This is a genomic window from Streptomyces sp. NPDC098781 (assembly GCF_044759995.1).
Lineage (GTDB): Bacteria > Actinomycetota > Actinomycetes > Streptomycetales > Streptomycetaceae > Streptomyces.
Window position 1 is genome coordinate 233,040 of record NZ_JBIWAK010000002.1, and the last position, 26,364, is coordinate 259,403.

The following is a 26,364-nucleotide window of genomic DNA, read 5'->3' on the forward strand; positions in this document are numbered from 1 at the left end:
CCGTATTGACGGGTACGCCGCAGCAGACAGGGAGTACTCCCCTCCGTGTGAAGAAGAGTACCCCAATCACCAAGGAAAGGTAAAGCGCTTGGCAAAAGAAGTGCCAAGTCAGCAGGTCAGAGGCTCTTTACCGGTACTTGGCCCGAGCTGCCGCGACCTGGGTGAGCACCTGATGGAGGACCTGGCTGCCGGGCGGCACCACCGGGGGCTCGTAGGTCCATGCGTGGCCCACCCAGGGGTCGGCGAGGTGGTCGTCCGGCACCGGGGTCAGGCGCATCAGCGCCCGCCACAGCGGGTCGAGCAGCGGGCCGTAGCCCGAGGCCTCCTCGCGGTCCGCGACCATCATCAGGTGGACGCCCACCGCCGGCCCCTCGTCCGCGAGGTAACGCAGCTGGTTCACGGCCCTGTCGTCGAAGCCGTGCGGGAAGTCGTTGACGATCAGCAGTTGCTGGGAGGTGTCGAAGTCGGGCGGCAGGGAGTCGGGCGCTCCGGCGCGCAGCGCCATCTGCACCAGGTCGACGCGCTGGGTGAGCCGCGCGAGGACGTCCGCGACTCCGGCCGCGCCCATCGCGGGCGGGGCCGCCAGCACGCCGGTCTGCACCAGTGACGCGAGCGCCTGGGCGCCGGAACCGGCCGGATCGATCACATGCACGGTGAACTCGTCCGCCGGATAGACGGCGAGCAGCCGCGCCGCGTGCGCCACCGCCGTCTCCATCGCGAGGCGCCGCAGGTCATGAGAGTCCGTGAACGAACCGTCGAGTGACGCGCCGCGTCCGCTGTCGATCCACAGGCCGCGCTCCAGCGGCAGCCGGATCAGCATCGGGATACGCAACCCCTCGCTCTCCGGCAGGTGGAGGTCGCCCAGGCGCAGGGCCATGGGGATCTCCATCGGCACGCGGTAGCCGTGCCAGACGGGGTTGTCCCAGCGCGCGTAGGCGGCCGGCAGCGCGGGCTCGACGACATCGGACTCCGCCACCAGGTGGGCGAGGTCACGGTCGAGCGTCGCCCTGGCCTGGCTGACGAGCTGGGTGTGCTTGGCCTGGGCCGCCTCGCGCGCGGCGTCGCCCTGTCCGCCGATCCGGCTGCGCGGGTCCGACAGGACCTGGTCGAGCTCCTTCTCCATGCGCGAGTCGGCGAAGTCGACCGCGCTGCGGTACGCGGCGGTCGAGCGGGCCAGGTCCTCGAACATGCCCCACACCTGGTTGTAGAGCCGCTCGTCCATGGACCAGCCGGTGGCGTCGCCCGCGACGGGCTGCGCGGGCTGTCCGGGCTGAGCCGGGGGCGCGGTCGGCGGGGGCGGCGGCGGAGCCGCGTTCTGCCGGCCCGGATGGCTGTAGTTGATCGGGCCGCCGGCCGTGGGAGCGGACGGCTGGGTGGGGTCGGTCGGGTCGGCGCCGCCCTGGTACGGCGGCTGCACGGGCCCGCCCGGCATTCCGGGTGCCTGGCCGCCGTACGGGGAGTTCGGCGGTGTCGGCTGGCCGGGTCCGTAGGGTGACGTCGGCTGCGGGGTCGCCGCGCCCTGCTGCGCGGGGCCGCCGCCCTGGTCCGGGCCGTGCGCCGGTGCGGGTGCCTGCCGGGAGCGGTCGCCGTCCGCCCGTGGCGGAGGCGCCGGTATCGAGCGGGCCACCCCCTGGGCCACCGCCTCGTTGATGCCGCCGGCGAGCTGCTGCGCCTGGGGCAGGCCCTGATCGGTGAAGAGGGCGGCGAGGCCACCGGCGTACCCCTGGCCGATGGCGCGCACCTTCCAGGCACCCTGGCGGCGGTAGAGCTCCAGGGCGACGACGGCGGACTCGGCCGCCAGGCCGGTGACGGTGTAGCTGGCGACCTCGGCGCCGTCGAGGCCGGTGACCGCGACGAAGGGGGTGGGGACGGCTCCGAAACTGGTCGGGCCGCCGACCCCGGTCGGCAGGGCGAGCAGCACACTGACGCGGTGGACGGCCTCCGGCATGGCGTCCAGATCCACCGCGAGGCGATGGTCGGCGGCCGCCTGCCGGGAGACCTCGAGGCCGGGCAGGGTCGGTGCGCCGGGGTGGGCCACCCACTCGACGCCGTGGATCTTTCCCTGCTCGTCGCCGAGCGTGGCCGCGGCCACCATCGGCACACCGGCCGAGACCCGGATCTCCAGACGGGCCTGGGAGAGCGGGTGGTTCTGCCCCCGCACCAGCTCGGCCGTCATGCCTTCGTCCCCCTGCGTCAGTTGTCGTGTCGTGTGCGGCTCGCCGTGCCGCCTCGCGGGTCCTACAGGTGCGGCAGGATCGCCGGCATCAGGTCCTGGAAGGTACGGCCGTTGGCCGGCGTACCGAGGGCCGTCATGTTCCAGGACGAGCCCGCGCGGTGCACCTTGGCCATGATCTGGGCCGTGTAGGCGCCGCCGCCGGCGAGCGTGTAGCGGGCGAGCTCCTGGCCGTTGGTCTCGTCGACCAGGCGGCAGAACGCGTTCTGCACCTCCTGGAAGGTCTGGCCCGTGAAGGAGTTCACGGTGAAGACGATCTGGTCGATGTGGACCGGGATGCGCGCGAGGTCGACGAGGATCGCCTCGTCGTCGCCGCCCTGGCCGACACCGCCGACGAGGTTGTCCCCGGTGTGGCGGACCGAGCCGTCGTCGCTCACCAGGTGGCGGAAGAAGACGACATCGACCGGCTGCTTGTCCGCGAACAGGACGGCCGAGGCGTCGAGGTCGACCTCCCGCGTGCGCGTGCCGAACAGGCCGCGCCGGGGAGCCGCCTGCCAGCCGAGACCCATGCGCACCGCGGTCAGGCTGCCTCCGTCGTTCTTTTGCAGACTGATTGCCTGACCCTTGGTCATGTTGACGGTCACGTGCTGTTTCCCCTCTCGAGCTTTCCCCTGTTGGCCGCGGACCCCGCGGATGACGAGAACCCTACGCAGAGGCACTGACAGTGACGTACCCCGGTCCCCACTTTGTGTCGGTCTTGCAACACAGCGAGTACCGGGAGGTCTGCCGCCGCCCGTTCGCCGGCCTGTCAGGCCAGACCGGCCTCCTTCATCTGCCGTAGTTCCTTCTTCATTTCGGACACCTCGTCGCGCAGCCGGGCCGCGATCTCGAACTGGAGGTCCGCGGCGGCGGCGCGCATCCGCTCCGTCAACTCCTCGATCTGCTCGGCGAGATCGGCCGCCGGACGGTCGGTCGGCACCGTCTCCTTCGTCCTGCCCTTGGCGGACTTGGCCGCCTTCGCACCCTTGGCCGCCTTGTCGCCGAGGGAAGGCACGGGAGCCTTGGTGCCCCGGCCGTCCTTCTTCGCGCGGTAGCCGGTGCCCAGCAGCTGCTCGGTGTCGAGGTCCTCGCGGGCGATCTGCGCGACGATGTCGTTGATCTTCTTGCGCAGCGGCTGGGGGTTGATGCCCTTTTCCGTGTTGTACGCGACCTGCTTCTCCCGGCGGCGGTTGGTCTCGTCGATGGCCTTCTCCATCGCCGGGGTGATCTTGTCGGCGTACATGTGGACCTGGCCGGAGACATTGCGTGCCGCGCGGCCGATGGTCTGGATGAGGGACGTACCGGAGCGCAGGAAGCCCTCCTTGTCGGCGTCGAGGATCGCCACCAGGGAGACCTCGGGAAGGTCGAGGCCCTCACGGAGGAGGTTGATGCCGACGAGGACGTCGAACTCGCCGGCGCGCAGCTCGCGCAGCAGCTCGACACGGCGCAGGGTGTCGACGTCGCTGTGCAGATAGCGCACCTGGATGCCGAGCTCCAGGAAGTACTCGGTGAGGTCCTCGGCCATCTTCTTGGTCAGGGTGGTCACCAGGACGCGCTCGTCCTTCTCGACACGCTCCCGGATCTCGTGCACCAGGTCGTCGATCTGCCCCTCGGTGGGCTTGACGACGACTTCCGGGTCGACGAGGCCGGTGGGGCGGATGATCTGCTCGACGTGGCCGTCCCCGCGGGAGAGCTCGTACTTGCCCGGGGTCGCCGACAGGTAGACCGTCTGCCCGATGCGCTCCTGGAACTCCTCCCACTTCAGGGGGCGGTTGTCGAGGGCGGAGGGCAGGCGGAAGCCGTGGTCGACGAGGGTGCGCTTGCGGGAGGCGTCGCCCTCGTACATGGCTCCGATCTGCGGCACGGTGACGTGCGACTCGTCGATGACGAGCAGGAAGTCGTCGGGGAAGTAGTCCAGCAGTGTGTTCGGCGGGGAGCCGGGCGAGCGGCCGTCGAAGTGCATCGAGTAGTTCTCGACACCGGAGCAGCTGCCGATCTGGCGCAGCATCTCGAGGTCATAGGTCGTGCGCATCCGCAGGCGCTGGGCCTCCAGGAGCTTGCCCTGGTTCTCCAGCTCGGACAGGCGCTCGCCGAGCTCCTTCTCGATGTCGTTGGCGGCCCGCTCCAGGCGCTCGGGGCCCGCGACATAGTGGGTGGCCGGGAAGACGTACAGCTGCTCGTCGTCGCTGATGATCTCGCCGGTAAGCGGGTGGAGCGTGGAGAGCGCCTCGATCTCGTCGCCGAACATCTCGATGCGGACGGCGAGCTCCTCGTAGACCGGGAAGATCTCGATGGTGTCGCCGCGCACGCGGAACGTGCCGCGGCTGAAGGCGAGGTCGTTGCGCGTGTACTGGATGTCCACGAAACGGCGCAGCAGCTGGTCCCGGTCGACCTCGTCGCCGACCTTGAGGGGGACCATTCGGTCCACGTACTCCTGCGGCGTGCCGAGGCCGTAGATGCAGGAGACCGAGGCGACCACGACGACGTCACGGCGGGTGAGCAGTGAGTTCGTCGCGGAGTGGCGCAGGCGCTCGACCTCCTCGTTGATCGAGGAGTCCTTCTCGATGTAGGTGTCCGACTGCGGGACGTAGGCCTCGGGCTGGTAGTAGTCGTAGTACGAGACGAAGTACTCGACGGCGTTGTTCGGCAGCAGCTCGCGGAACTCGTTCGCCAGCTGGGCGGCCAGCGTCTTGTTCGGCGCCATCACCAGGGTGGGGCGCTGAAGCTTCTCGATCATCCACGCGGTGGTGGCGGACTTGCCTGTGCCGGTCGCGCCGAGCAGGACGACGTCCTTCTCACCGGCCTCGATGCGCCGGGCGAGATCGGCGATGGCCGTCGGCTGGTCGCCGCTGGGCTGGTAGGGACTGACGACCTCGAAGGGCGCCACCGTGCGTTCGATGCTGGAAACGGGCCGCATGGATCCACCGTACGACCCCCCACTGACAACGCGGTCCGATCAGTGGTTCTGCGGGGTCCTGGAGCCTCGGGTTCCGACGGTGCGGCGGGGGCGCAGCGAGGGACGGCGGGCCTGGTGCGGGACGGTGGCATGGGCGGGGACGCCCGGCTTGTGCTCGACGGGGGTCACCGTGGGCTGTCCCAGGACCATCTTGGGGTCGAAGAGCACCACGGCCCCGGCGAGCAGCAGGAACGCGAGCGGGCCGACCAGCATCGGGGCGAGCAGGCCGGCCGGCGAGTCGCCGGTGGCGGGAGCGTCCGTGCCGTGCAGATGGACGCTGAGGGCGGCCATGCCGGTGTAGTGCATGCCGCTGACGGCGAGGCCCATGACGAGGCTCGCGCCCACGCTCCACATGACGCCCCTGACCTGTCCGGCGGCCCACAGGGCGGCGGTGGCCGCGCCCATCGCTATGACGACGGAGGCGCTCACGGTGAACGTGTTGTACTCCAGCTTGCCGTTGAGCTGCATGCCGGCCATGCCGAGGTAGTGCATCGAGGCTATGCCCAGACCGGTGATGGTGCCGCCGGTGAACAGGGCCGCTCCGCGGGCTCCTCTGTAACCGACTATGAAGATCCCCACGCCCACCATGACGATGGCGACGGCCAGGCTGGCGAACGTCATCGCCTTGTCGTAGTGGATCGGGGTCTCCTCGACCGTGAACCCCATCATCGCGACGAAGTGCATCGTCCATATGCCGGAGCCGATGGCCGCCGAGCCGAGGGCGAGCCAGCCAGGGCGCCAGGACTGCGAGACGAGCATCGATCTGGTGGTGCAGCGAAGGCCGAGTGCGCCGCCGAGGCAGGCCATGACGTATGCCACCAGCGGTGTGACGAGTCCGTAGCTGAATCCGTCGATCGTGCCCTGCATACGCGGTTGCCCTTCCCGCCCACTTACGTCCCGGAACTCCGTGAAATGCCCCCCTCCCGGAACCGCCCGAGCGGCCAGGGTTGAGGCTGAGGGTAACCCCCACCGCAATGGTCGAACGATTTTCCGGCAAAGAAACACGGCCTTGCCCCAGTTGTGCCGCACGCGTGAGCGGGCATGGGCAACTCCATTCAATCTGTGGTCATTCTGTACTCCTCCGCCGTTGACCCTCTGCTGTCACAGTTGAGCTGTTCGTGATCGTCCGACGCGAGGAGTACGCATGCACGCGCGCGCTGTGGCCGCCACGACGACCGCGCTCCTGGGAACCGCCGCTCTTCTCCTTCCCGCCCCCGACGCCCGGGCCGGCGCCGAGCGGCCCACGGTCATCGCCCATCGAGGGGCCTCCGCCTACGCCCCCGAGAACACGCTCGTCGCCGTCGACAAGGCCGCCGAGCTGGGCGTCGACTGGGTCGAGAACGACGTCCAGCGCACCCGGGACGGCGAGCTGGTCGTCCTTCACGACGACAACCTCAGGCGCACCACAGATGTGGAGGAGGTCTTCCCCGACCGGGCTCCCTGGAAGGTGAAGGACTTCACGGCCGCCGAGATCGCGCGCCTGGACGCGGGCGGCTGGTTCGGCCCGGACTACGCGGGCGCGCGCGTGCCGACGCTGAAGCAGTACATGGACCGCGTGGAGCTGCACCACCAGAAGCTGCTCCTGGAGATCAAGAACCCCGAGCTGTACCCGGGCATCGAACAGCAGACGCTCAAAGTCCTGGGCAACGAGGGGTGGCTCGACGAGCCCCATCTGGCGACCCGGCTGATCGTGCAGAGCTTCAGCGCCGACAGCGTGCGGACCGTGCATGAGCTCAAGCCGGCTGTGAAGACCGGTTTCCTGGGGACGCCGCCGGTGGCGGACCTGGACCGGTACGCGGACTTCGCCGACCAGATCAACCCCTCGTACGGCACCGTCTCCATGGGCTACGTCGCCTCGGTCCACTCGGTCGAGGGGCCGCACGGCAAGCCGCTGGAGATGTTCGTCTGGACCGTGAACGACGCGAACAACGCCCGGCTGGTCGCCGGGTACGGGGTCGACGGGATCATCACGAACACTCCGGACGTGGTGCGGGACGCCCTGCCGGCGAAGTGAGGCACACAAGGCCCACACCCGCGCCCACCGGGCCGAACGGTTCCCCAACGGCCCGAACGGTCCTCGACCGGCCCGAACCGTCCCCCGCAGGTCCCGCACCGCGCCCGAGCCCGGCGGCGTTGTCAGTGCCGGGTCGTACGGTGGGCGCATGGACAGCCATGGGCAGTACGAGCAGCAGGTCGTGTGGACCGTCGTCGGTACCGACATCGGCCCGCTGATGCTGGCCGCGACCCGCGACGGCCTGGTCAGCGTCGTGTTCCACGCCACGCAGCAGGTGCGCGACAAGATGGTCGACCACCTCGCGTCCCGGCTGGGTGTCGAGCCGGTCGAGGCGCCCGACTCTCCACTGCTGGCCGAGGCGATACATCAGGTGGAGCAGTACTTCTCGGGTACGCGACGTGACTTCGAGCTGCCGCTGGACTGGTCGCTGATCTCCGGGTTCAACCGGCAGGTGCTGCGCGAGCTGGCGTCCGGTGTCCCCTTCGGCACGGTCGTCGGCTACGGCGATCTGGCCGGGCGGGTCGGGCAGCCGGGCGCGGCCCAGGCGGTCGGCATGGCGATGGGCGCCAACCCGCTGCCGGTCGTCGTGCCCTGTCACCGGGTCGTGGAGAGCGACGGCGGAATCGGCGGGTTCGGGGGCGGCCTGGAGACCAAGCGGAAGCTGCTCGCGCTCGAGGGAGTACTGCCGGAGCCCCTGTTCTGAGGGCTCCGCTATCGAGAGCTCCCCGCTTTTCGCGGGGTGGGCAGGCAGGAGATCAGGGGGGAGACTGCGCCTGTGACGACACCTTTCACCCACATGTCTGCGGCCGGTCCGCTGTGCTGTCCCCGGCCGGCCGGTCGGAGGCCTCGTAGTACCGGGTGTGCGGCGTGACCGCCGTCGAGCGGCAGGTCGTCGTGTCGGTCCCGGCCGACCGGCTGCCCGCCCTGCGGCGCCGAATCTCCGCCGTGCTGATCACCACGCAGATCCTGGGCGGCCTGGGCGTCGCCACCGGGATCGCGCTCGCGGCCGTGCTGGCCAAGGAGGTCAGCGGCACCGAGTCGCTGTCCGGGCTCGCGCCCACCGCCACCGTCGCCGGTACGGCGGTGCTGTCGATGCCACTGGCGGCGCTGATGACCGCTCGGGGACGCCGTCCCGGGCTCGTCCTGGCCTATCTCATCGGGGCTCTGGGCGCCGTCGTCACCGTGGTCGCGGCCCGCGTCGGAAGCTTTCCGCTGCTGCTGTGCGGGATGGCGGCATTCGGGGCGGCCTCCTCGGCGAATCTCCAGGCCCGGTTCGCGGCGGCGGACCTGGCCGAGCCGGAGCACCGGGCCCGTGCCATCTCCCTCGTCGTGTGGGCGACGACGCTGGGCGCGGTCCTCGGTCCGAACATAGCCGCGCCCGCCGGTCGCAGTGTCACGGGCCTCGGGATACCTGCGACGGCGGGTCCGTTCCTGTGGGCGGCCGGGATCTTCCTGATATCCGCGGTCGTGGTGGCCGTACTGCTGCGGCCCGACCCGCTGCTGACCGCGCGGGCGCTGGCGCCGCCCGAGGACAGTTCGCCCGCGGCGCGTTCGCTGCGCGCCGGGATGGCCGCCGTGGCCGCCTCGCCGCGGGCACGGCTCGCGGTGGTGACGGTCGCGGTGGCCCATACGGCGATGGTGTCGGTGATGTCGATGACCCCGGTCGACCTCGCGCACCACGGCGCGGGCATCGACCTGATCGGGCTGGTCATCAGCGGACACATCGCGGGCATGTACGCGTTCGCCCCGCTGATGGGGCGGCTGTCGGACCGGCTGGGGCGGTTGTCCGGGATCGGTCTCGCCGTGGGCCTGCTGGCCTGCGCGGTGTTCCTCGCCGGTACGGCGGGCGGCAGCCATGAGCAGACGGCCGTCGGGCTCTTCGTGCTGGGCCTCGGCTGGTCGGCGGCGCTGGTGTCCGGTTCGGCGCTGCTCACGGACTCCGTGCCGCAGCCCGCGCGGGCCGCCGCGCAGGGGCTGTCCGACCTCGTCATGAACGCGTCGGCGGGTATCGGCGGGGCCGCCGCGGGGCTCGTGGTCGCACAGGCGAGTTACGGCTGGCTGAACCTCGCGGCGGCGTGCCTGCTGCTCCCACTGGCCGCCCTGGCGCTCTTCACACGAGGCGGACGGGCGCAGGACGTTCCGGCGGGCGACTGACGTTACGCCCCGCTCTGCCTGGGAAGCCGGAGGCCGGGTGTGTCCTCCGGGTAGCCACGCGAAGGCTGGCCGGAACGGGGCGCCGGTAGCAGACTCCACCGTGCGCACAGCCGCTGGCATCCGACTGGCATCCGGAAGACACGGAGCCGAAGGGACGGCGATCACGCATGAGCGGAAACAGGGCAGTGGCGTATTTGAAGCCGGGCACGGTCGAGGTCAGGACCATCGACTATCCGACGCTCGAGCTTCAGGACGGACCGGGAGTCGCCTCCGCGAACATCGGCCGCAAGTGCCGGCACGGGGTGATCCTCAAGGTACTGGCCAGCAACATCTGCGGCAGTGACCAGCACATGGTGCGCGGGCGCACGACCGCGCCGGAAGGGCTGGTCCTCGGACACGAAATCACCGGAGAGGTCGTCGAACGGGGGCCGGACGTCGAGACCATCGACGTGGGCGACATCGTCTCCGTACCGTTCAACATCGCCTGCGGGCGGTGTCGTAACTGCAAGGAGCGCAAGACAGGTATCTGCCTGAACGTCAATCCGGCCCGTCCCGGAGCGGCGTACGGCTATGTCGACATGGGCGGCTGGGTCGGCGGACAGGCCGAGTTCGTCATGATCCCGTACGCGGACTTCAACCTGCTGAAGTTCCCCGACCCGGACCAGGCGCGCGAGAAGCTCGTCGACCTGACCATGCTGTCGGACATCTTCCCGACCGGCTTCCACGGAGTGGTGACCTCGGGCGCGGGTGTCGGATCGACCGTGTACGTGGCCGGGGCGGGCCCGGTCGGGCTCGCGGCGGCCGCTTCTGCGCATCTGCTGGGTGCCGCGGTCGTCATCGTCGGCGATCTGAACGCCGAACGCCTCGCCCAGGCGCGGAGCTTCGGCTGCGAGACCGTCGACGTCTCGCGTGGCGACGTGGGCGAACAGATCGCGCAGATCCTCGGTGAGCCCGAGGTGGACGCCGCGGTCGACGCGGTCGGCTTCGAAGCGCGCGGGCACGGCCCGGACGCCCAGGAGGCGCCCGCGACGGTCCTCAACTCGCTGATGGGCATCACACGCGCGGGCGGTGCCCTCGGCATCCCCGGCCTGTACGTCACGGACGACCCCGGAGGGATCGACGCGGACGCGAAGTCCGGGACGCTGAAGGTCCGGCTCGGCCTCGGCTGGGCCAAGAGCCACCGCTTCACGACCGGGCAGTGCCCCGTGATGCAGTACCACCGGGGTCTGATGCAGGCGATCCTGCACGAGCGGGTGCACATCGCCAAGGCGGTCAACGCGACCGTGATCGGGATCGAGGACGCACCGCGCGGCTACGCCGAGTTCGATCAGGGCGCCAGCCGCAAGTACGTGCTGAACCCGCATGGGGTGCTGGACGGCGTACAGCCGGTCTGAGGTCTGCACATCGGACCGGACAGGACGACGACTCCGGAGGGGGCCACGCGCGCGTGGCCCCCTTCGCCGCCGCGGCCGCTAGTCGTAGTGCCGGGCCTCGAAGACGTTGCCGTCGGGGTCGCGGAAGTAGAAGCTGCGCTTGGCCTTGCCGCGGGCGCCGAAGGAGTCGTGGGAGATGTCCGACACCGGTGCGGCGCGCTCCTCCAGGCGTGCGCGCAGGGCGTCGAAGTCGTCGCCGGGCAGTGCCAGGCAGACGTGGTTGACCGGGTGCCCGGCGCTCTCGGCGGCGCCCGGCAGCATCTTCATGCGTTCCGCCATGGTGAGCGGCATCAGGTCGAGGATCGTCTCCTCGTTGAGGCGCACGGAGGGGAACGGGACGGCCCCCGCGGAGAACTCCGGGAGCCTGACCGGCTCCATGCCGACCGCCTTCTCGAAGAAGTCGGCCGACGCCACCGGGTCACTCACCCAGAGGACGACATGGTCGAGACGTGCAGTGTTGTCCGTCATACGTCCAAGGCTGGTGTCGTGTCCCACAGGCTGCAAGGGGTTTGATCGGGCGCGGCGCCCGCCAGAGATGAGGGAAGACCGACGGACAGGAGGCAGGCGCGTGGTGCTGATGGTGTCGGAAGAGGTGCGGGAGGCGATCGACGCGCGTCGACCCGTGGTGGCCCTGGAGTCCACGATCATCGCGCACGGGCTGCCGCGCCCGCGCAATCTTCAGGTGGCGCGGGAGCTGGAGGATGTCGTACGGCGGGAGGGTGCTGTTCCGGCGACGATCGCCGTGCTGGACGGCCGGCCCCACGTCGGGCTGGACAAGGAGCAGCTGGAGCGGATCGCGAACGAGGACGGGATCCGCAAGCTGGGGCACCGGGACCTGCCGCTCGCCGTGGCCTCCAAGGCGAGCGGGGCGACCACGGTGTCGGCGACGGCGCTGCTGGCGGCTCTCGCGGGCGTCCGGGTGTTCGCGACCGGTGGGCTCGGCGGTGTGCACCGGGAGTGGACGGTGACGCAGGACGAGTCGGCCGACCTGGGGCTGCTCGCGCGTACCCGGATCACAGTGGTGTGCGCCGGGGTGAAGTCGATCCTGGACGTCCCGGCGACCTTGCAGCGGCTGGAGTCGCTCGGCGTCGCGGTGGCCGGCTACCGCACCGAGCGGTTCCCCGGCTTCTACCTCTCCGACTCGGGGCACCCCGTCGACTGGACCCTCGGCTCGCCGGCGGAGGTGGCCGAGGTGATGCGCGCTCAGGACGCCCTCGACGGGCCGGAGTCGGCTTTGATCGTCGCCAATCCGGTGCCTGAGGCGGAGCAGTTGGATCCCGGGCTGCACGCGCGCGTGCTCGCCGACGCGCTGCACGCGTGCGGGGAGGAAGGGATCACCGGGCAGGCCGTCACGCCGTTCCTGCTGGACTACCTCGTACGTCACACGGACGGTGCCTCACTGAGCGCGAATCTCGCGGCCGTACGCGGCAATGTGCGGCTGGCGGGGCGGATCGCGGCGGCCTGGGCCGGGACGTGAGCGGGACATTGTCCGACGGATCGGGAAGCGGACCGAGCGCGTCCGGCGGCGCCCGCGAGGGAGCGCTGCTGGTCGTCGGGGATGTGGTGACCGACGTCATCGCCCGGCATCGGGGGCCGCTCGCCTCGGGTACGGACACGGCGGCGGCGATCCTGACGGTGCCGGGCGGCGCGGGCGCCAATGTGGCCTGCTGGGCCGCGTATCGGGGCTGCGCGGAAGTCCGCCTGCTGGGACGGGTGGGTGCCGAGGCCGTCGAGTGGCATGAGCGGGAACTGACCGCGAGCGGTGTGCGGCCCTGTCTGGTGGTCGATCCCCAGGCGGCGACCGGCACGGTGATCTGCCTGGTCGACACGGGTGCCGCCGCCGAGCGGACGTTCCTGACCGACAGCGGTGCGTCGCTGCGGCTCGACCCGGGCGACTGGTCGGACGCGCTCCTCGACGGTGTCGCATGGCTGCATCTGTCGGGCTATCTGCTGTTCTCCGAGCAGGGCCGCGCGCTGGTCACCGTGGCGCTCGCGTCCGCACGCGCGCGTGGGGTGCCGGTCAGCCTGGATCCGGCGTCGGCCGGGTTCCTGGTCGAGCTGGGGGTGGACCGTTTCCTGGCGTTGGTGGGGGGCGTGGACGTCCTGCTGCCGAGCCGTGACGAGGCGTGCCTGCTCACGGGGTTGCCGGATGCGGCGGACGCGGCGGCCAAGTTGAGCCGCCAGGTACCGCTCGTGGTCGCGAAGCAGGGCGCGGACGGCGCGCTGGTGGCACGATCCGGCGCCGTGAGCGCCAACGTCCCCGCCGTACCGGCGACACCGACGGACACGACCGGAGCGGGGGACGCCTTCACCGGCGCTTTCCTCGCCGCCCTGCTCTCCGGTACGACGCCCGAGGAGGCGGCTCGGGCGGGCTGCCGGGAGGGGGCGCTGGCGGTGGAGCGGGTCGGGGGGAGGCCGCCTCGGCTGGGATGACGCGCGCTTGAGGGTGGGCGGTGTGACGTCCGCGGTGAGGGTCGGTCGGCGTTGGGGCACCGCCACCGGACGAACCGACCCCGGCGGGACCCGAGACCCCGGCGGCAAACCCTGCGCACTGACCAGCTGCCCAGGCCACACGCCGCGCCGACTACGCCTTGCGCCCCCACGCCGAGATCAGCGGTGCCGTGGCCAGGTCCATCGTGCCGGACGCGACGTTCGCGAGGTGGCGGTCGATGTCCTGGTCGGTGGCGATGCCCGCGGTGACGAGTTGGTCGCGGATCTGCCGGATCGTCGCGGACTCCAGGGCGGCGCAGGCAGGCGAGGTGACCGGGAAGTACGCGTCGGCGGTCACCTGGCGCAGACCGGCCTCGCGAAGCAGACGCGGAAGCCTGCGACCGTAGGAGAGGTCGGCACCCCGGTCGGCGAGGAGCTTGCGGAAGCCGTGGCGCAGCCGGTTGGCCAGTTGCTGCTCGGGGCCGTGCTCGTCGGGGCAGATGAGCGGCTGGAGGGCGGGGTCGGCGTCCTCGACCAGGAGCCGTCCGCCGGGGCGCAGGGACTCGATCATCGAGCGCAACGCCCGTTCCCGGTCCGGCACATGGACGAGCACGAGCCGGGCGTGGACCAGGTCGAACCCCTCCCCCGGCGGTTCCTCGGCGCTCACGTCGTGGACGCGGACCTCCACCGGCGGCCGGGCGGCGGGGGCGAGCTGCGAGGTCTCGATGTCGGTCGCTACGACTTTGCCGGTCGGGCCGACCTTCTTGGCCATCCAGGTCACGACGGACGTGCCACCGGCGCCGACCTCCCAGCAGCGCCAGCCGGGTCCGATGCCGAATCCTTCGAGGTGCCGGAAGGTCGTGGGGTCGAAGAGGGTGGCGAAGGCGTCGAAACGCTCGCCCGCCTCGGTCTGGCGGTTGTCGAGGAGATACCCGTCGTTTCGCGTCATGCCGCGATCATCCCAGTTGTCCCGCTCGCGAGGAGGGGGCGACGCGGCGGCCAGGGCGAGATGGCGGATGTAGGGCCTCGCGCTACGGTCCCTCGGCATCCGTCCCAGCCACGCACCACGGCTCCCGACTACTATCCGGCCACACACCACGCTCCCGACACTCGCCCGACCGCACCACAACTCCCCCTCCGCATCCGAACGGTCCGCCGCCGCGTCCTCCCTCGGTGGGCCGGTTGTCCACAGGCGGGAACAAGGCGGAATCCGCTGTTCCCACAGGCTTACCCGTCACTCACTTCCGGCTGGCAAACTGGCAGGCCAAGGCGCAGAGATGCGGCGCGAGGGATCCACACAAGGAGATCCAGATGTCCATGGCAGGGAATCTGCGAAAGGTCACGGGCCTCAGCAAGGTCGGCGGCCTGCGCAAGGTGGCACGGCTGACTCGACGCCGCCCCCGCGTCGACCTCAGCCACCCCGCCAGGTCCCCGCTGGGCTCCTCCGTGGTGAACTGCGTAACGTACCGGGACGGCGTGCGGGTCCCGGAGACCGGCGATCTGGTCGACGTCGTGCAGAGGGTGCGCAAGCGCGGCGGCGGCTTCGTCTGGCTCGGCCTCCACGAGCCCACGGACCAGGAGTTCGCGGGCATCGCCGAGTTGTTCGACCTGCATCCGCTGGCGGTCGAGGACGCGGTCGAGGCACATCAGCGACCCAAGCTGGAGCGGTACGACGAGACGCTGTTCGCGGTGTTCAAGACCGTCTGCTACGTCGAGCACGAGAAGCTCACGGCGACGAGCGAGGTCGTGAACACGGGCGAGATCATGGTGTTCGTCGGTAAGGACTTCGTGATCACGGTCCGCCACGGACGGCATGGCTCACTGGGCCCGTTGCGCGAGGGGCTGGAGTCGAACGCCGAGCAGCTCGCCAAGGGACCGGCGGCAGTGCTGCACGCCGTCGCGGACCATGTGGTCGACGACTACCTGAACGTCACGGACTCGGTGCAGGAGGACATCGACGAGGTCGAGACGGATGTCTTCGCGGAGAACGGAGCGCGGGCGGATCCCGGACGGATCTACCAGCTCAAGCGGGAACTGCTGGAGCTGAAGCGGGCCGTGGTTCCGCTGAGCCGGCCGCTGGAGGAGTTGGCCACCAGCCCGATCAGGGTCGTCGAGCCGGAGATACAGGCCTACTTCCGCGATGTGTCAGACCATCTGACGCGGGCCAAGGAGCAGATAGCCGCCTTCGACGAGTTGCTCAACTCGATCCTCCAGGCACACCTGGCGCAGGTCACCGTCGCGCAGAACGAGGACATGCGGAAGATCACGGCCTGGGCCGCGATCATCGCGATACCGACGATGGTGTGCGGGGTCTACGGCATGAACTTCGACTACATGCCGGAGCTGCGTTGGACGTTCGGCTATCCACTGGTCATAGGCGTGATATCCGTGGCGTGCGTACTGCTGCACCGGGGCTTCCGGCGCAATGGGTGGCTCTGAGGGCGCGATGCGTTGCTCTGAGGGCGACCACGCGACCACCTGCGGCCCGTCGTCCTAGGCCGGCACGGCCAGCCGCCAACCGGACGACCGAGCAGCAGCCCACCGGACGACCGGCCAGCGGCCCACCGGGACCGGCCGGCCGCCGACCGGACGACTGACCGTACGACCGACCAGTCGCGGACCGGACGACCGGACGGCCGGACGCGAACGGCAGCCGAACGGCACCCGAGATGGCAGGGCAGTCCGTCGCCGGCTCAGTGCCTCGACGGCGCCCCGGTCAGGGCGTAGACGCTCTCGGCCCAGAGACCGACGTCGCCCTCGGACAGGCTCCGGGCCAGATCGGCCTCGCTGATCATGCCGACCAGGCGCTTGTCGTCGATGACGGGAAGCCGACGGATCTGGTGCTCCTTCATCTCCTGGAGCACTTCGCTGATGTCGGCGCTCGCATCGATCCAGCGCGGGGTGCCCTGAGCCATCTCGCCGGCGGTGACCTTGCTCGGGTCGTGGCCCATGGCCACACAGCCGATGACGATGTCGCGGTCGGTGAGGATGCCGCAGAGCCGTTCGTTCTCGTCGCTGATGGGCAGGGCTCCGACGCCCAGCTCGCGCATCAACTGAGCGGCGCGGTCCAGGGTCTCGTGAGCCGGGATCCACTGGGCGCCTCGGTGCATGATGTCTCCGGCGGTGGTCATGGACTACCTCCCGATGCCGGACGGCCGGCGCGGCGCGGGACGCACCGCTAGTCCCGGCGCCCTTCATTCTCGCCGTGGCGTCCGGCCCCTGCACCTGGAACCGAGCGGTAACGACCGTGGGCGGCAGGCTGCGGGCGGTGATCAGGTGCTGGGAAGCGCACGATCTTGTACGGCATCACGCCGCACGATCCTGTGCGGCACGACGCGGATGATCACGTGGGTGTCGTCGTCGGGCTCGGCCGACGGGGCTTGGTGGATCACGTTCCTCCACCGTTCCACGCCGGGTGCCGGGGGTCGTCGGCACGCACCAGTACGTCGGCCGTGCCGGCCGGGTCGGTCTCCTCGTCGTAGCGCTCGTAGGCGGGGAGGGTCCAGTGCTCGGCCTCGGGGGTGCGACGGCGCAGGGCGCCGGGCGTGAGGAGGACATGGACGGACAGGTCGAAGGGGAACCAGTGGCGCAGCAGGAGGGGACCGTGCAGCAACAGGAAGCCGCCGGGCGGGAGTTGGACGTAGGGGGTGCGGGTGGCCCGGTCGGTGACCGGGTCCCAGAGGTCGGGCAGGACACGGCCGTCGCCGTCGGGTTCGAGGGGACCGAAGACCTCGCGCCACAGGGCACCGGTGTCGTACCAGCCGTTGTAGTAGGCCTCCAGGTCCCGGTGCCCGTACTCCAGGCGCACCGAGGCGGGGCGCAGGAAGCCCTCCATGCCGACGGCGAGCGAGGGACGGCCTCGTACGCGCAGCGCATCCGCGACCCGCTCGGCGAGATGGCCCGGGCGGGCGGCCGGGGCTCCGTCGAAGGCGACGCGCGGCCAAGGGCTGCCGTCGGCCGGCTTCAGGTCGAGCAGCCGCTCGGCGAGCAGATCGCCGAGCCGGTCCCAGGTGATCGCTTCCAGTCGCACACGGCCCATGATGCGACAGGGCGGGGGCGGGGTGCGTTTGCGGTCGGCGGGAAGGGGCGTTCGTCCAGGAGTTCCCCGGCCCTGGCCCGAGGGGAATGAACCCCTTATGGCACCGCGCACAACTCCCCCGCCCCGCACCGGCCTTCTCGTCATCCAGCCCCTCAAGCGGCGGCTCTGCGCGGAGTGCCATGCGGGGCCGTTGCAGATGCTGGTGCTGGAGGAGGGGGCGCCTCGGTGCTTGGACTGTGCCGACCTCGGGCATCTGGTGTTCCTGCCGCGCGGCGACACGGCGTTGACACGTCGGTCCCGGGAGGAGAGCGGGCTGTCGGCGGTGGTCGTACGGTTCAACCGGCGCAAGGGACGTTACGAGCGGCAGGGCGTTCTCGTGGAGGAGGCGGGGCTCGCCCGGGCCGAGGAGCGGTGCCTCGCGGACGCGGAGGCCCGGCGGCGGCGCCGGTCGCGTGATGCGCGGCGCCGGGCGCTGGAGGACGTGCGGTTCGCGGAGGCGTTCGCGACGGAGATCCTGCGGCTGTTCCCGGGGTGTCCGGCGGACCGGGCACGGGACATCGCCGCGCATGCCTCGGTGCGGGGCAGCGGCCGGGTGGGGCGGAGTGCCGCGGGGCGGGCGTTGTCGGAGGTGGCGGTGACGTCGGCGGTCGTGGCGTCGGTGCGGCACTTGGACACGCCGTACGACCACTTGCTGATGAGCGGGGTGCCCCGGCACGAGGCTCGGCGGCGGATCATGGCGGCGGTGGAGACGAGGTTGCGGGGATGGCGGGCGGAGGTGTCCGAGGTCGGCTGATGGTGGACGTGCCTGCCCCGACTGGACTCTCGCGTATGTGCTCGCGCCGCTCGGCCATGGTCACCGTTCTCGTACAGGATTTCACTTGAGGTGACGGATGGGCCGGGCAGGGATCCCGGCGGGATGCGGGAGTTGACGTTGACATGATCGATGGGCCGTACTTCGTTCTGGTCGTGATCGGTGTGGTCGGGACCGGCCTTGTGGCCGGGGTGTTCTGCGCCTTCTCGACCTTCGTGATGCGCGGGCTCGCCTCGCTGCCGCCCGCGCAGGGTGTCGCCGCGATGAGGGCGATCAATGTGACCGCGCTGATGCCGGCGTTCATGCTGGTGTTCCTCGGCTCGGCGGTGCTGTGCGCGGTGATCGCCGTGGTGACGTTCGTGCTCTGGCCAGACGAGGGGACGGTGGAGTTGCTGCTGGGCAGCGCGCTGTATCTGTTCGGTTCGTTCGGGGTGACCATGGTGGCGAACGTGCCCCGCAACAACGCGTTGCTGAAGCTGGAGCCGGGCACCCAGGAGGCCGCCGCCTACTGGCCGACGTATGTGCGGGAGTGGACTGCGTGGAACCACGTCCGGACGGTCGCCTCGGCCGCCGCGACGGTGTTGTACGTGCTGGCCATCGCCTGACCCGGGCGGCGGGGAGTGACCACCCTTCCGCGGCGGATCGGCGGGAGAAAGCGCTGTCCGCCCACTCTGCGCAGGTGGCCGACGGGACGTATCGTTGCGAAAAGAGCGCCGCACGACGACGCACGGCATCGGCACGTCCCGCGGCTCCGGCAGGCCTCAGGACTTCGGCAGATCTCAGGGCTTCAGCGGGCCTCGGAGCGCCGGCAGCCACGTCACACAGTTCCAGCAGCCACGTCCCACGGCTCCAGTACGTCGCATGACTCCGTACGCCGTCCGGCTCAGTACGTCACACGGCTCAGTACGTCACACGGCTCCATACGCCCCACGCGCACGAGGTAGACGGCCATGGCCGATCCCAAGGGTTTCATGACCACCCCCCGCCAGGACTGGCCCCGCCGGCCCGTGGAGGAGCGGGTGCGGGACTGGGACGAGGTGTACGTCCCGGGGGCGCTGCTGCCCATCATCAGCAAGCAGGCCGACCGCTGCATGGACTGCGGGATCCCCTTCTGCCACGACGCCTGTCCGCTGGGCAATCTGATCCCCGACTGGAACGACCTGGTGTCCCGGGAGGACTGGCGGGCCGCGGCGGACCGGTTGCACGCGACCAACAACTTTCCCGAGTTCACCGGGCGGTTGTGTCCGGCGCCGTGCGAGGCGGGCTGTGTGCTGGCGATCAACCAGCCGGCCGTCACCATCAAGAACGTCGAGTGCGCCATCGCCGACCGGGCCTGGGAGGACGGCTTCGCGCCGCCTCGGCCGCCGGACCGGCTGTCGGGACGGACGGTCGCGGTCATCGGCTCGGGGCCCACGGGGCTCGCGGCGGCGCAGCAGCTGACCCGGGCGGGTCACACCGTCGCCGTCTACGAGAAGGACGACCGGATCGGCGGGCTGATGCGGTACGGCATCCCCGAGTTCAAGATGGAGAAGCACCATCTGGATCGGCGGATCGAGCAGATGCGGGCCGAGGGGACCAAGTTCCGTACGTCGACGGCGGTCGGGCGGGACGTGGGGGCGGACGAGCTGCGGTCGCGTTACGACGCGGTGGTGATCGCCACCGGGGCGACTGCCTGGCGTGAACTCACCGTGCCGGGGCGGGAGTTGAGCGGCATCGAGCAGGCGATGGAGTATCTGCCGCTGTCCAACCGGGTGCGCGAGGGGGATCTGGAGACGTCCCCCATGTCCGCCGCCGGCAAGCATGTCGTCATCGTCGGCGGTGGGGACACGGGGGCCGACTGTCTGGGCACCGCGGTGCGGGAGGGCGCCGCGTCCGTGACCCAGCTGGACATCTACGCCCAGCCGGGCGCCGAGCGCGACGAGGACGCCGAGCCCTGGCCGACGTACCCGAAGATCTACCGGCTCTCGGCCGCTCACGAGGAGGCGGGCGAACTGGAGACCGCGCCCGCGGCGGACGCGGACGCTCGGCTGTTCGCGGCGTCCACGCTCCACTTCACGGGCGACGCCGACGGGCACGTGCGGTCGCTGCACCTGGTCGAGGTGGACGAGCGACGCCGCCCGCTGCCGGACACCGGGCGGACGCTGCCGGCCGACCTGGTGCTGCTGGCCCTCGGCTTCTCCGGGCCCGACCGCGCGGACGGACTGATCGACCAGCTGGGGCTGGAGATGGAGCCGCGCGGCACGATCACGCGGGACGCCGGGTTCGCGACGAACGCGCCCGGCGTGTTCGCCGCGGGGGACGCCGCCCGGGGGCAGTCGCTCATCGTGTGGGCGATCGCCGAGGGGCGGGCGGTGGCGGCGGCCGTCGACCGCTATCTCACGGGGAGTTCGCGGTTGCCGACGCCCATCTCGCCGTACGACCGGCCGATGACGGTCTGAGGACCGTCCGACACAGGGACCGGCGACACGGGGACCGCCGGCACAGGGACGCCGACACGTGGGCCGCCGACCAGAGACCGCCGGCTCAGGGACCACGGGCTACCGCCCCGGCGCGACCTGGCGCCGCTCGTCCGTCCCGGCCACCTTCCCCGTGGCCAGCGCCACCCTGTTCCAGGTGTTGATCGTCATGATCAGGGCGAGGACATGAGCCAGTTCCCCGTCGTCGAACTGAGCCGCCGCCTGGGCGTAGACCTCGTCCGGCACCCCTCCGTCGGCCACCAGGGTCACGGCCTCCGTCAGGGCGAGGGCCGCCTGCTCCTTCTCGGTGAAGAAGTGGCGGGCCTCGCGCCAGACGGCGACGAGGTGCAGACGGTCCTCGCTCTCGCCGGCCTTGCGGGCGTCGTTGGTGTGCAGGTGGAGGCAGTAGGCGCAGTGATTGAGGTGCGAGGCGCGGATCTGGATCAGCTCGACCAGTGCGGGGTCGAGGCCCGCGCGGGCGGCGGCGTCGAAGCCGACGATGGCGCGGAAGACCTTCGGGGCGGCCTTCGCGAAGTCCAGGCGGGTCCTCGCGGCCTCGGCCGCGGCGATGGCGGAGTCGATCTCGGAGTCGATCGCGGAGTCGTTAGCCGAGGCGATGTCGGAAGTGCCGTTCAGAGCAGTCGTGTTCGTCGTCATGCATGTAAATCTATGGCGCCCAAAGACCGACTGTAGGGTGCATTTCCATGGCTGATTCGTGGGTCAATTCATGGACCGAGTCCGCGGAGCGCATCGGCGCCGACCTGCACCTGGACCTCTCGGCGTCGCCGGGACCCGGCGGGCGGCGGGCCGCGTTGATCCGTGCGCTGCGCGAGGCCGTGCGCGGCGGGCGGCTCGCGCCCGGCACCCGCCTGCCGCCGTACCGCTCGCTCGCCGCCGACCTCGGGGTGGCCCGCAACACCGTGGCCGACGCCTACGCGGAGCTGGTCGCCGAGGGCTGGCTCACCGCGCGGCAGGGCTCGGGGACGAGAGTGGCGGAGCGTGCCGAGCCGCTGCGGCGCGCGGAGCGGGTGCCGCGGAAGGCGCCGCCTCGCGCGCGTGGCCCCCGGTACGACCTGCGGCAGGGCACGCCGGACGCGTCGGCGTTCCCGCGCGCGGCCTGGCTGGCCTCCTACCGGCGGGCTCTTCAGCAGGCGCCGAACGAGGTGTTCGGCCCCGGCGATCCCGCCGGCCGTCTCGAACTCCGGGAGGCACTCACCGACTACCTGGCCCGCGCGCGTGGCGTGCGCACGGAGCCGGGCCGGATCGTGATCTGTTCCGGCTTCGCGCACGCCTTGCGGCTGCTGTTCGGCCAGGACATCGGCCGGGACAGGGCGGGAGGCGGCGGCGTGCTGCGCGGCCCGCTGGCCGTGGAGGCGTACGGACTGGGCTTCCACCGGGAACTGCTCGCCGCGGCGGGCGTACGGACCGTCCCGCTCCCCCTCGACGAGAACGGCGCCCGCGTCGACCGGCTGGACCGCGAGCGAGCGGTGCTGCTCACGCCCGCGCACCAGTTCCCGACCGGCGGCCCGCTGCATCCCGAGCGGCGGGCGGCCGTGATCGACTGGGCACGCGCGCGTGGCGGCGTGGTCCTGGAGGACGACTACGACGGGGAGTTCCGTTACGACCGCAAGCCCGTCGGCGCGGTCCAGGGGCTCGACCCCGAGCGGGTGATCTTCATCGGTTCGGTGAGCAAGAGCCTGTCGCCCGCGCTGCGGCTCGGGTGGATGGTGTTGCCGGAGCGTCACGTCGGTGACGTGCTCGCGGCCAAGGGCGAGCGCGAGGCATGGGCGAGCGTCCTCGATCAGCTGAGCCTCGCCGACTTCATCGTCTCCGGGGCGTACGACCGCCACGTACGGCGGATGCGGCAGCGCTACCGGAACCGCCGCGACCGGCTGGTGGCCGCGCTCGCCGCGCACGCACCGGACGTCGAGGTCACGGGTGTCGCCGCCGGCCTCCACGCGGTGCTGCGGCTGCCGCCGGGCAGCGAGCGGTCCACGGTCAAGGCGGCCACCTGGCAGGGCGTCGCCCTGGACGGACTCGCCGAGTTCCGGCACCCGGAGGCGGCACAGGCGGACATGCCGGTCCGCGACGGCGTGGTCGTCGGCTACGCCACGCCCTCGGAGCACGCGTACGGGGCCGCGCTGGAGGCGTTGTGCGAGGTGCTGCCGCCACGTGAGGAGCCGGACGGTGCCGTAGAGGGCGGTGCGTAGACTCTCCGCCAATCTTCGCAGGGCACGGGCGGCACAGCGGTACGCGTCTGACAGCCACTCCGCGAGGCCCCGTGCGCACCGAACGCCGCACCGGATCGTCCCCCCGGAGGAGACCGCCCCGAGCGCGGTCCTGCTTCCGGAGGATCCGGAGGCCCGCTGCCGCCGGACGAGTCGTCCTCACCCGGCATACTGCCGCGCTCGGATTTGTTCTCCTATCTGTCCGAAAAGTGGCTTCCGGGCTACATGCAGTCGAACAGGAGTGGGATCATCGGAGCAGGAGGCGTGCTGTAGTCGCACCCTGATCGGGCCGGTGGCGGCTCGCCCCCATCCTTCGTTCCGTCGTCAGGCGCAGGGTCCACCCCGCGCGTCCCCCCTGTTGGCGGTCGGTCCTGGAGGGTGTGCGATGACGACGGTGGATGAACGTCATGGAGAAGGTGCCCGCGACAGGGAAGAGCACCAGGGCGACGTCGCCCTCGGCCGTGCCGAGGTGCACCGCCCGGCCGTGGTCCCGTTGGACGAGCCCGGCACCGCGCTTCCCCGCATCATGGGCTCCAAGGCCGCGAACCTCGCCCGCGCGGCTCGCGCCGGACTGCCCGTACTGCCCGGCTTCGTGATCCCGCACCAGGCTCGCGGCGACACGATCGCCCTGCGACGAGCCTGGGACGAACTCTCCGACGGCGGGTCCCGCCCGCTCGTCGTACGCTCCTCCTCGCCCCAGGAGGACACCGAGGAGTCGTCCCTGGCGGGTCAGTTCGCGTCGGTGCTGGACGTACGAGGCTGGCGGGACTTCCTCACGGCCGTACAGACCGTGCTGGACTCGGCGCGGCGGTCCGACGGATCCACGGCGCCCATGGCGGTGCTGGTGCAGCCCATGCTGGTCGCCGAGGTCGGCGGGGTGATGTTCGGAGCCGACCCGGTCGCCGGGCGGGCCGACCGGATGCTGGTCAGCGCGGTGCGCGGCGGACCGGACAGCCTGGTCGGCGGTACCCGGTCGGGCATCAGCTACTGGCTGAGCGAACGAGGAAGACTGCTGCGCACCGAGTCCGGCGAGGACGCGTGGACGGAGGCCGCGGGAGAGCCTCCGGTCACGCCGGCGGAACCGCCGGCCGAGTCGGTACCGCCGCCCGCCCCACCGTCGGACCGCCGAGTGAGGCGTACGGGCGTCGGCTCGTTGCTCTCGCGCGCGGACCTGTTCCGCCTGGCGCGGCTCGCGCGGCGGGTGCGGCGGGTGTTCGGCGGGCCGCAGGACGTCGAGTTCGGGTTCGACGCGGACGGGCGGCTGTGGCTGTTCCAGAGCAGGCCGATCACCGCGATGGCGACCCGGCCGGCGCGCGCGGCCCGGCTGCTCGGGCCCGGTCCGGTGGCGGAGACGCTGCCCGAACAGCTCGCGCCGCTGGAGGAGGACCTCTGGGTGGCGCCGATGGCCCGCGGCCTCGCCGCCGCGCTCGACATCGGGGGCACGGCACCTCGTCGGCTGCTCAGGTCGGTGCCCGTGGTCACGACCGTCGGCGGACGCGCGGCAGCCGATCTGCGTCTGCTCGGCACCGTGCCGCCACGGCACCGCTGGCTCGCGCTGCTCAACCCGGCGCCCGGAGCGCGCCGGCTCTCCGCCGCCTGGCGGGTGGGCCGCCTCGCCTCCGCCCTGCCCGGGCTGGCCACCGACCTCGCCGCCGACGTCGACCGCCGCCTCGCCGAGATCCCGTCGCCCGGCGCGCTCTCCGGCTCCTCCCTCGCCGCGGAGCTCCGCTGGACCCGCCGGGCCCTGGTCGCGCTGCACGCCCAGGAGGCTCTCGCGGGCGCCCTTCTGCACGAACCGCCGGACACCCGCACAGCGGCCGGCACGGCCCTCACCGCCCTCGCCGACGCCCGCGCCCGGGGCGTACCCGACGACCAGGTGGTGGCGTCGGATCCGGTCGTCCTGGCCCTCAGCGCACCGAGCCTGCGGGGGCGGGGGCGACTGCCGGAGACGCCCCTTCCGCCCGCGCCCGGACCTGGAACGACGCTCTCCGCGCCGGCGCCGGGCACGACACATGACGCACGACTGGCCCTGTACGCCGCCGCGCTCACAGGCACCACTAGGCCGACTCGGGCCACACCCCACCCCCGGGCGACCGCCCTCGCCCCCCACCCCCTCCCGATCGCCGCCCTCCCACCCCGCGAAGCCCTCCGCCTCAGGGTCCGCTGGGTGCAGGAACTACAGGTACGGCTGGTCCGTGACGCGGCGCGGCGGCTGGGGACCGGCGTCGAGCGGGTCAGCCTGTTGCGCTGGGCTGAACTGGCCGACGTACTGGACGGTGGCTGGCTGCCCGACGACCTCCACGAGCGCGCGCCGCGACCCGCGTCGCCCCCGCTGCCGGACGAGTTCCGGCTCGCGGACGGCCAGGTGGTCGTCGCCGAACGTGACACCCGCCGGAGCGACGGCGTGCGGGGCGTGTCCGCGGGGCGTGCCGTCGGGACCGTATGGGACGGGACGGGCCCGCGGCCCGCGGATGCCGTGCTGATCGTACGCACCCTGGACCCGGCGCTGGCCCCGCTGCTGCCCGGCCTGACCGGTCTGGTCGCGCAGACCGGCAGCCCGTTGTCGCATCTGGCCGTTCTGGCGCGGGAGTTCGGGCTCCCCGCGGTCGTCGGCGTGAGGGACGCCGTGCGCCGCTTCCCGCCGGGCTCGCGGCTGACGGTCGACGGGACCGCCGGTGACGTCGGACTGGGGGACGCGCCATGAGGAAGATCGCGTATGCCTTCGCAGCCCTCGCGGCGACCGGCGCGGGCACGTACCTGATCGTCTATCTGTATCGATGGCAGTGGCAGCGGGCCCTGATCTGCGGAGTGTTGCTCCTGGTCATCGAGGTGATGCTGTTCGGCCTGGTGACGCTGGGGCGGCTGAACCGGATCGAGGAGCGGCTGCGCGACAGCGACCGGCGGCAGCGGGAGCTGGACGCCCGCCAGGAGGACGTGCTGACGCGGCTGCGCGAGCCGGCCCTGGCCCGGGAGGAGACACGGTTCCGCTGGCTGGAGGACCCGGCGGACCGGTCGTACGTCTTCGTGCCGGTGCTGATGGTCGCCGGGGTGGTGCTGTCCGGGCTCGCCTGGGTGGTGCAGAAGGTCGCCACAGCCACCGCCAGACCGGCCGAGCGGCGCCTGGCCGGGCGGCTGGCCGTGCTGTCCGCGCCCGATCCGGCGGCGCCCGGCGATCTGGAGGACCTGCCCGCGCCGGGCACCGGTCCCGGCCGCCGTAGGGCACGGGTGACCAGCGCCGCCGTGCTGTCCGTCGCCCTGGTCGCCGCGCTGGTCGTGAGCCTCGCGGACCTCACGCAGACCCGGGCGGAGGAGAAGAACGAGCACCAGGCGACCTCAATGCTGGTCCAGGTCGACCTGCGGGGCACGGACGTGTCGGCCGCCCGCAAGGCACTGGCCGCGCAGCAGATCTGGGAGCGCTGCCGCGACTCCACGTCGATGCCGCTGCGGCACGCCCCGCTCGGCGACCTGGGCAACGGGATGTTCGCCGGCGTCGTGCGACCCGCGCTCACCGACCACGACCTGATGAGGCTGCGCGGCTGCCTGGAGGACGCGACGCTGGAGCGCGCCCATCTCACCGTGGTCGCCGTCAATGACATGGAGTCGGGCGACGACTCACGGTGACCGTGGGGAG

22 protein-coding genes are annotated in these 26,364 nt (G+C 71.6%); 13 read left to right on the top strand and 9 right to left on the bottom strand.

Features of this window, described 5'->3' with window-relative positions; all coding sequences use genetic code 11:
* Positions 1–127 precede the first annotated feature (127 nt).
* From ACIQWG_RS07120 to ACIQWG_RS07135, 4 genes are all read right to left on the bottom strand, one after another.
* Entirely contained in the window at positions 128–2,176 is a 2,049-nt protein-coding gene (locus tag ACIQWG_RS07120; protein WP_404091409.1) for a TerD family protein, read from the bottom strand.
* Between the two features lie 62 nt (positions 2,177–2,238).
* Entirely contained in the window at positions 2,239–2,817 is a 579-nt protein-coding gene (locus ACIQWG_RS07125) for a TerD family protein (RefSeq protein ID WP_404091412.1), read from the bottom strand.
* Between the two features lie 164 nt (positions 2,818–2,981).
* Entirely contained in the window at positions 2,982–5,129 is a 2,148-nt protein-coding gene (gene uvrB, locus ACIQWG_RS07130) for an excinuclease ABC subunit UvrB (protein ID WP_404091415.1), read from the bottom strand.
* Between the two features lie 39 nt (positions 5,130–5,168).
* The gene (locus ACIQWG_RS07135; protein ID WP_404091417.1) at positions 5,169–6,035 is read right to left on the bottom strand and encodes an MHYT domain-containing protein; all 867 of its coding nucleotides are present in this window, start codon (positions 6,033–6,035) and stop codon (positions 5,169–5,171) included.
* A gap of 277 nt (positions 6,036–6,312) precedes the next feature.
* On the opposite strand from ACIQWG_RS07135, the gene ACIQWG_RS07140 reads away from it, so the two are divergent.
* From ACIQWG_RS07140 to fdhA, 4 genes are all read left to right on the top strand, one after another.
* A complete protein-coding gene (locus tag ACIQWG_RS07140; protein ID WP_404091420.1) occupies positions 6,313–7,182 on the top strand; it encodes a glycerophosphodiester phosphodiesterase in 870 nt (289 codons plus the stop codon).
* A 148-nt stretch (positions 7,183–7,330) separates the two neighbouring features.
* Entirely contained in the window at positions 7,331–7,885 is a 555-nt protein-coding gene (locus ACIQWG_RS07145) for a methylated-DNA--[protein]-cysteine S-methyltransferase (protein ID WP_404091422.1), read from the top strand.
* A gap of 164 nt (positions 7,886–8,049) precedes the next feature.
* A complete protein-coding gene (locus ACIQWG_RS07150) occupies positions 8,050–9,336 on the top strand; it encodes an MFS transporter (protein ID WP_404091425.1) in 1,287 nt (428 codons plus the stop codon).
* Positions 9,337–9,503: 167 nt separating this feature from the next.
* Entirely contained in the window at positions 9,504–10,730 is a 1,227-nt protein-coding gene (fdhA, locus tag ACIQWG_RS07155; RefSeq protein WP_404091428.1) for a formaldehyde dehydrogenase, glutathione-independent, read from the top strand.
* A gap of 78 nt (positions 10,731–10,808) precedes the next feature.
* On the opposite strand, the gene ACIQWG_RS07160 is transcribed toward fdhA, so the two are convergent.
* Positions 10,809–11,237 (bottom strand): VOC family protein, encoded by a 429-nt coding sequence (locus ACIQWG_RS07160; RefSeq protein ID WP_404091430.1) that lies wholly within the window; start codon positions 11,235–11,237, stop codon positions 10,809–10,811.
* Positions 11,238–11,337: 100 nt separating this feature from the next.
* Here ACIQWG_RS07160 and ACIQWG_RS07165 point away from each other — a divergent pair, with 100 nt between their 5' ends.
* On the top strand, positions 11,338–12,246 hold the full coding sequence (locus tag ACIQWG_RS07165; protein WP_404091433.1) for a pseudouridine-5'-phosphate glycosidase: 909 nt from the start codon (positions 11,338–11,340) through the stop codon (positions 12,244–12,246).
* An 8-nt stretch (positions 12,247–12,254) separates the two neighbouring features.
* The gene (locus ACIQWG_RS07170; protein ID WP_404093479.1) at positions 12,255–13,202 is read left to right on the top strand and encodes a carbohydrate kinase family protein; all 948 of its coding nucleotides are present in this window, start codon (positions 12,255–12,257) and stop codon (positions 13,200–13,202) included.
* A gap of 151 nt (positions 13,203–13,353) precedes the next feature.
* Here ACIQWG_RS07170 and ACIQWG_RS07175 read toward each other — a convergent pair whose 3' ends face one another.
* Entirely contained in the window at positions 13,354–14,148 is a 795-nt protein-coding gene (locus ACIQWG_RS07175; RefSeq protein WP_404091435.1) for a methyltransferase domain-containing protein, read from the bottom strand.
* Between the two features lie 362 nt (positions 14,149–14,510).
* Here ACIQWG_RS07175 and ACIQWG_RS07180 point away from each other — a divergent pair, with 362 nt between their 5' ends.
* Complete coding sequence (locus ACIQWG_RS07180) at positions 14,511–15,638, top strand: magnesium and cobalt transport protein CorA (protein WP_404091438.1); 1,128 nt, start codon at positions 14,511–14,513, stop codon at positions 15,636–15,638.
* Positions 15,639–15,892: 254 nt separating this feature from the next.
* On the opposite strand, the gene ACIQWG_RS07185 is transcribed toward ACIQWG_RS07180, so the two are convergent.
* Entirely contained in the window at positions 15,893–16,330 is a 438-nt protein-coding gene (locus ACIQWG_RS07185) for a CBS domain-containing protein (RefSeq protein WP_404091440.1), read from the bottom strand.
* Positions 16,331–16,587: 257 nt separating this feature from the next.
* On the bottom strand, positions 16,588–17,229 hold the full coding sequence (locus ACIQWG_RS07190; RefSeq protein ID WP_404091443.1) for a uridine kinase: 642 nt from the start codon (positions 17,227–17,229) through the stop codon (positions 16,588–16,590).
* A gap of 106 nt (positions 17,230–17,335) precedes the next feature.
* On the opposite strand from ACIQWG_RS07190, the gene ACIQWG_RS07195 reads away from it, so the two are divergent.
* The 3 genes from ACIQWG_RS07195 to ACIQWG_RS07205 all read left to right on the top strand — a co-directional run bounded on the left by ACIQWG_RS07195 (position 17,336) and on the right by ACIQWG_RS07205 (position 20,487).
* Positions 17,336–18,031 (top strand): DUF2293 domain-containing protein, encoded by a 696-nt coding sequence (locus ACIQWG_RS07195; RefSeq protein WP_404091446.1) that lies wholly within the window; start codon positions 17,336–17,338, stop codon positions 18,029–18,031.
* A gap of 143 nt (positions 18,032–18,174) precedes the next feature.
* Entirely contained in the window at positions 18,175–18,654 is a 480-nt protein-coding gene (locus ACIQWG_RS07200; RefSeq protein WP_404091449.1) for a DUF1772 domain-containing protein, read from the top strand.
* A 345-nt stretch (positions 18,655–18,999) separates the two neighbouring features.
* Complete coding sequence (locus ACIQWG_RS07205; protein ID WP_404091452.1) at positions 19,000–20,487, top strand: glutamate synthase subunit beta; 1,488 nt, start codon at positions 19,000–19,002, stop codon at positions 20,485–20,487.
* Between the two features lie 99 nt (positions 20,488–20,586).
* On the opposite strand, the gene ACIQWG_RS07210 is transcribed toward ACIQWG_RS07205, so the two are convergent.
* On the bottom strand, positions 20,587–21,162 hold the full coding sequence (locus ACIQWG_RS07210; protein ID WP_404091455.1) for a carboxymuconolactone decarboxylase family protein: 576 nt from the start codon (positions 21,160–21,162) through the stop codon (positions 20,587–20,589).
* 47 nt (positions 21,163–21,209) lie between these two features.
* Here ACIQWG_RS07210 and ACIQWG_RS07215 point away from each other — a divergent pair, with 47 nt between their 5' ends.
* From ACIQWG_RS07215 to ACIQWG_RS07225, 3 genes are all read left to right on the top strand, one after another.
* Positions 21,210–22,715, top strand: a complete 1,506-nt coding sequence (locus ACIQWG_RS07215) for a PLP-dependent aminotransferase family protein (protein WP_404091458.1) — start codon at positions 21,210–21,212, stop codon at positions 22,713–22,715.
* Between the two features lie 403 nt (positions 22,716–23,118).
* Positions 23,119–25,437, top strand: a complete 2,319-nt coding sequence (locus tag ACIQWG_RS07220) for a PEP/pyruvate-binding domain-containing protein (protein ID WP_404091460.1) — start codon at positions 23,119–23,121, stop codon at positions 25,435–25,437.
* Positions 25,434–26,354: a hypothetical protein gene (locus ACIQWG_RS07225; protein ID WP_404091462.1), complete on the top strand. Its 921-nt coding sequence runs from the start codon at positions 25,434–25,436 to the stop codon at positions 26,352–26,354. The genes ACIQWG_RS07220 and ACIQWG_RS07225 overlap by 4 nt, the downstream gene beginning before the upstream one ends.
* The last annotated feature ends 10 nt before the right edge of the window (positions 26,355–26,364 follow it).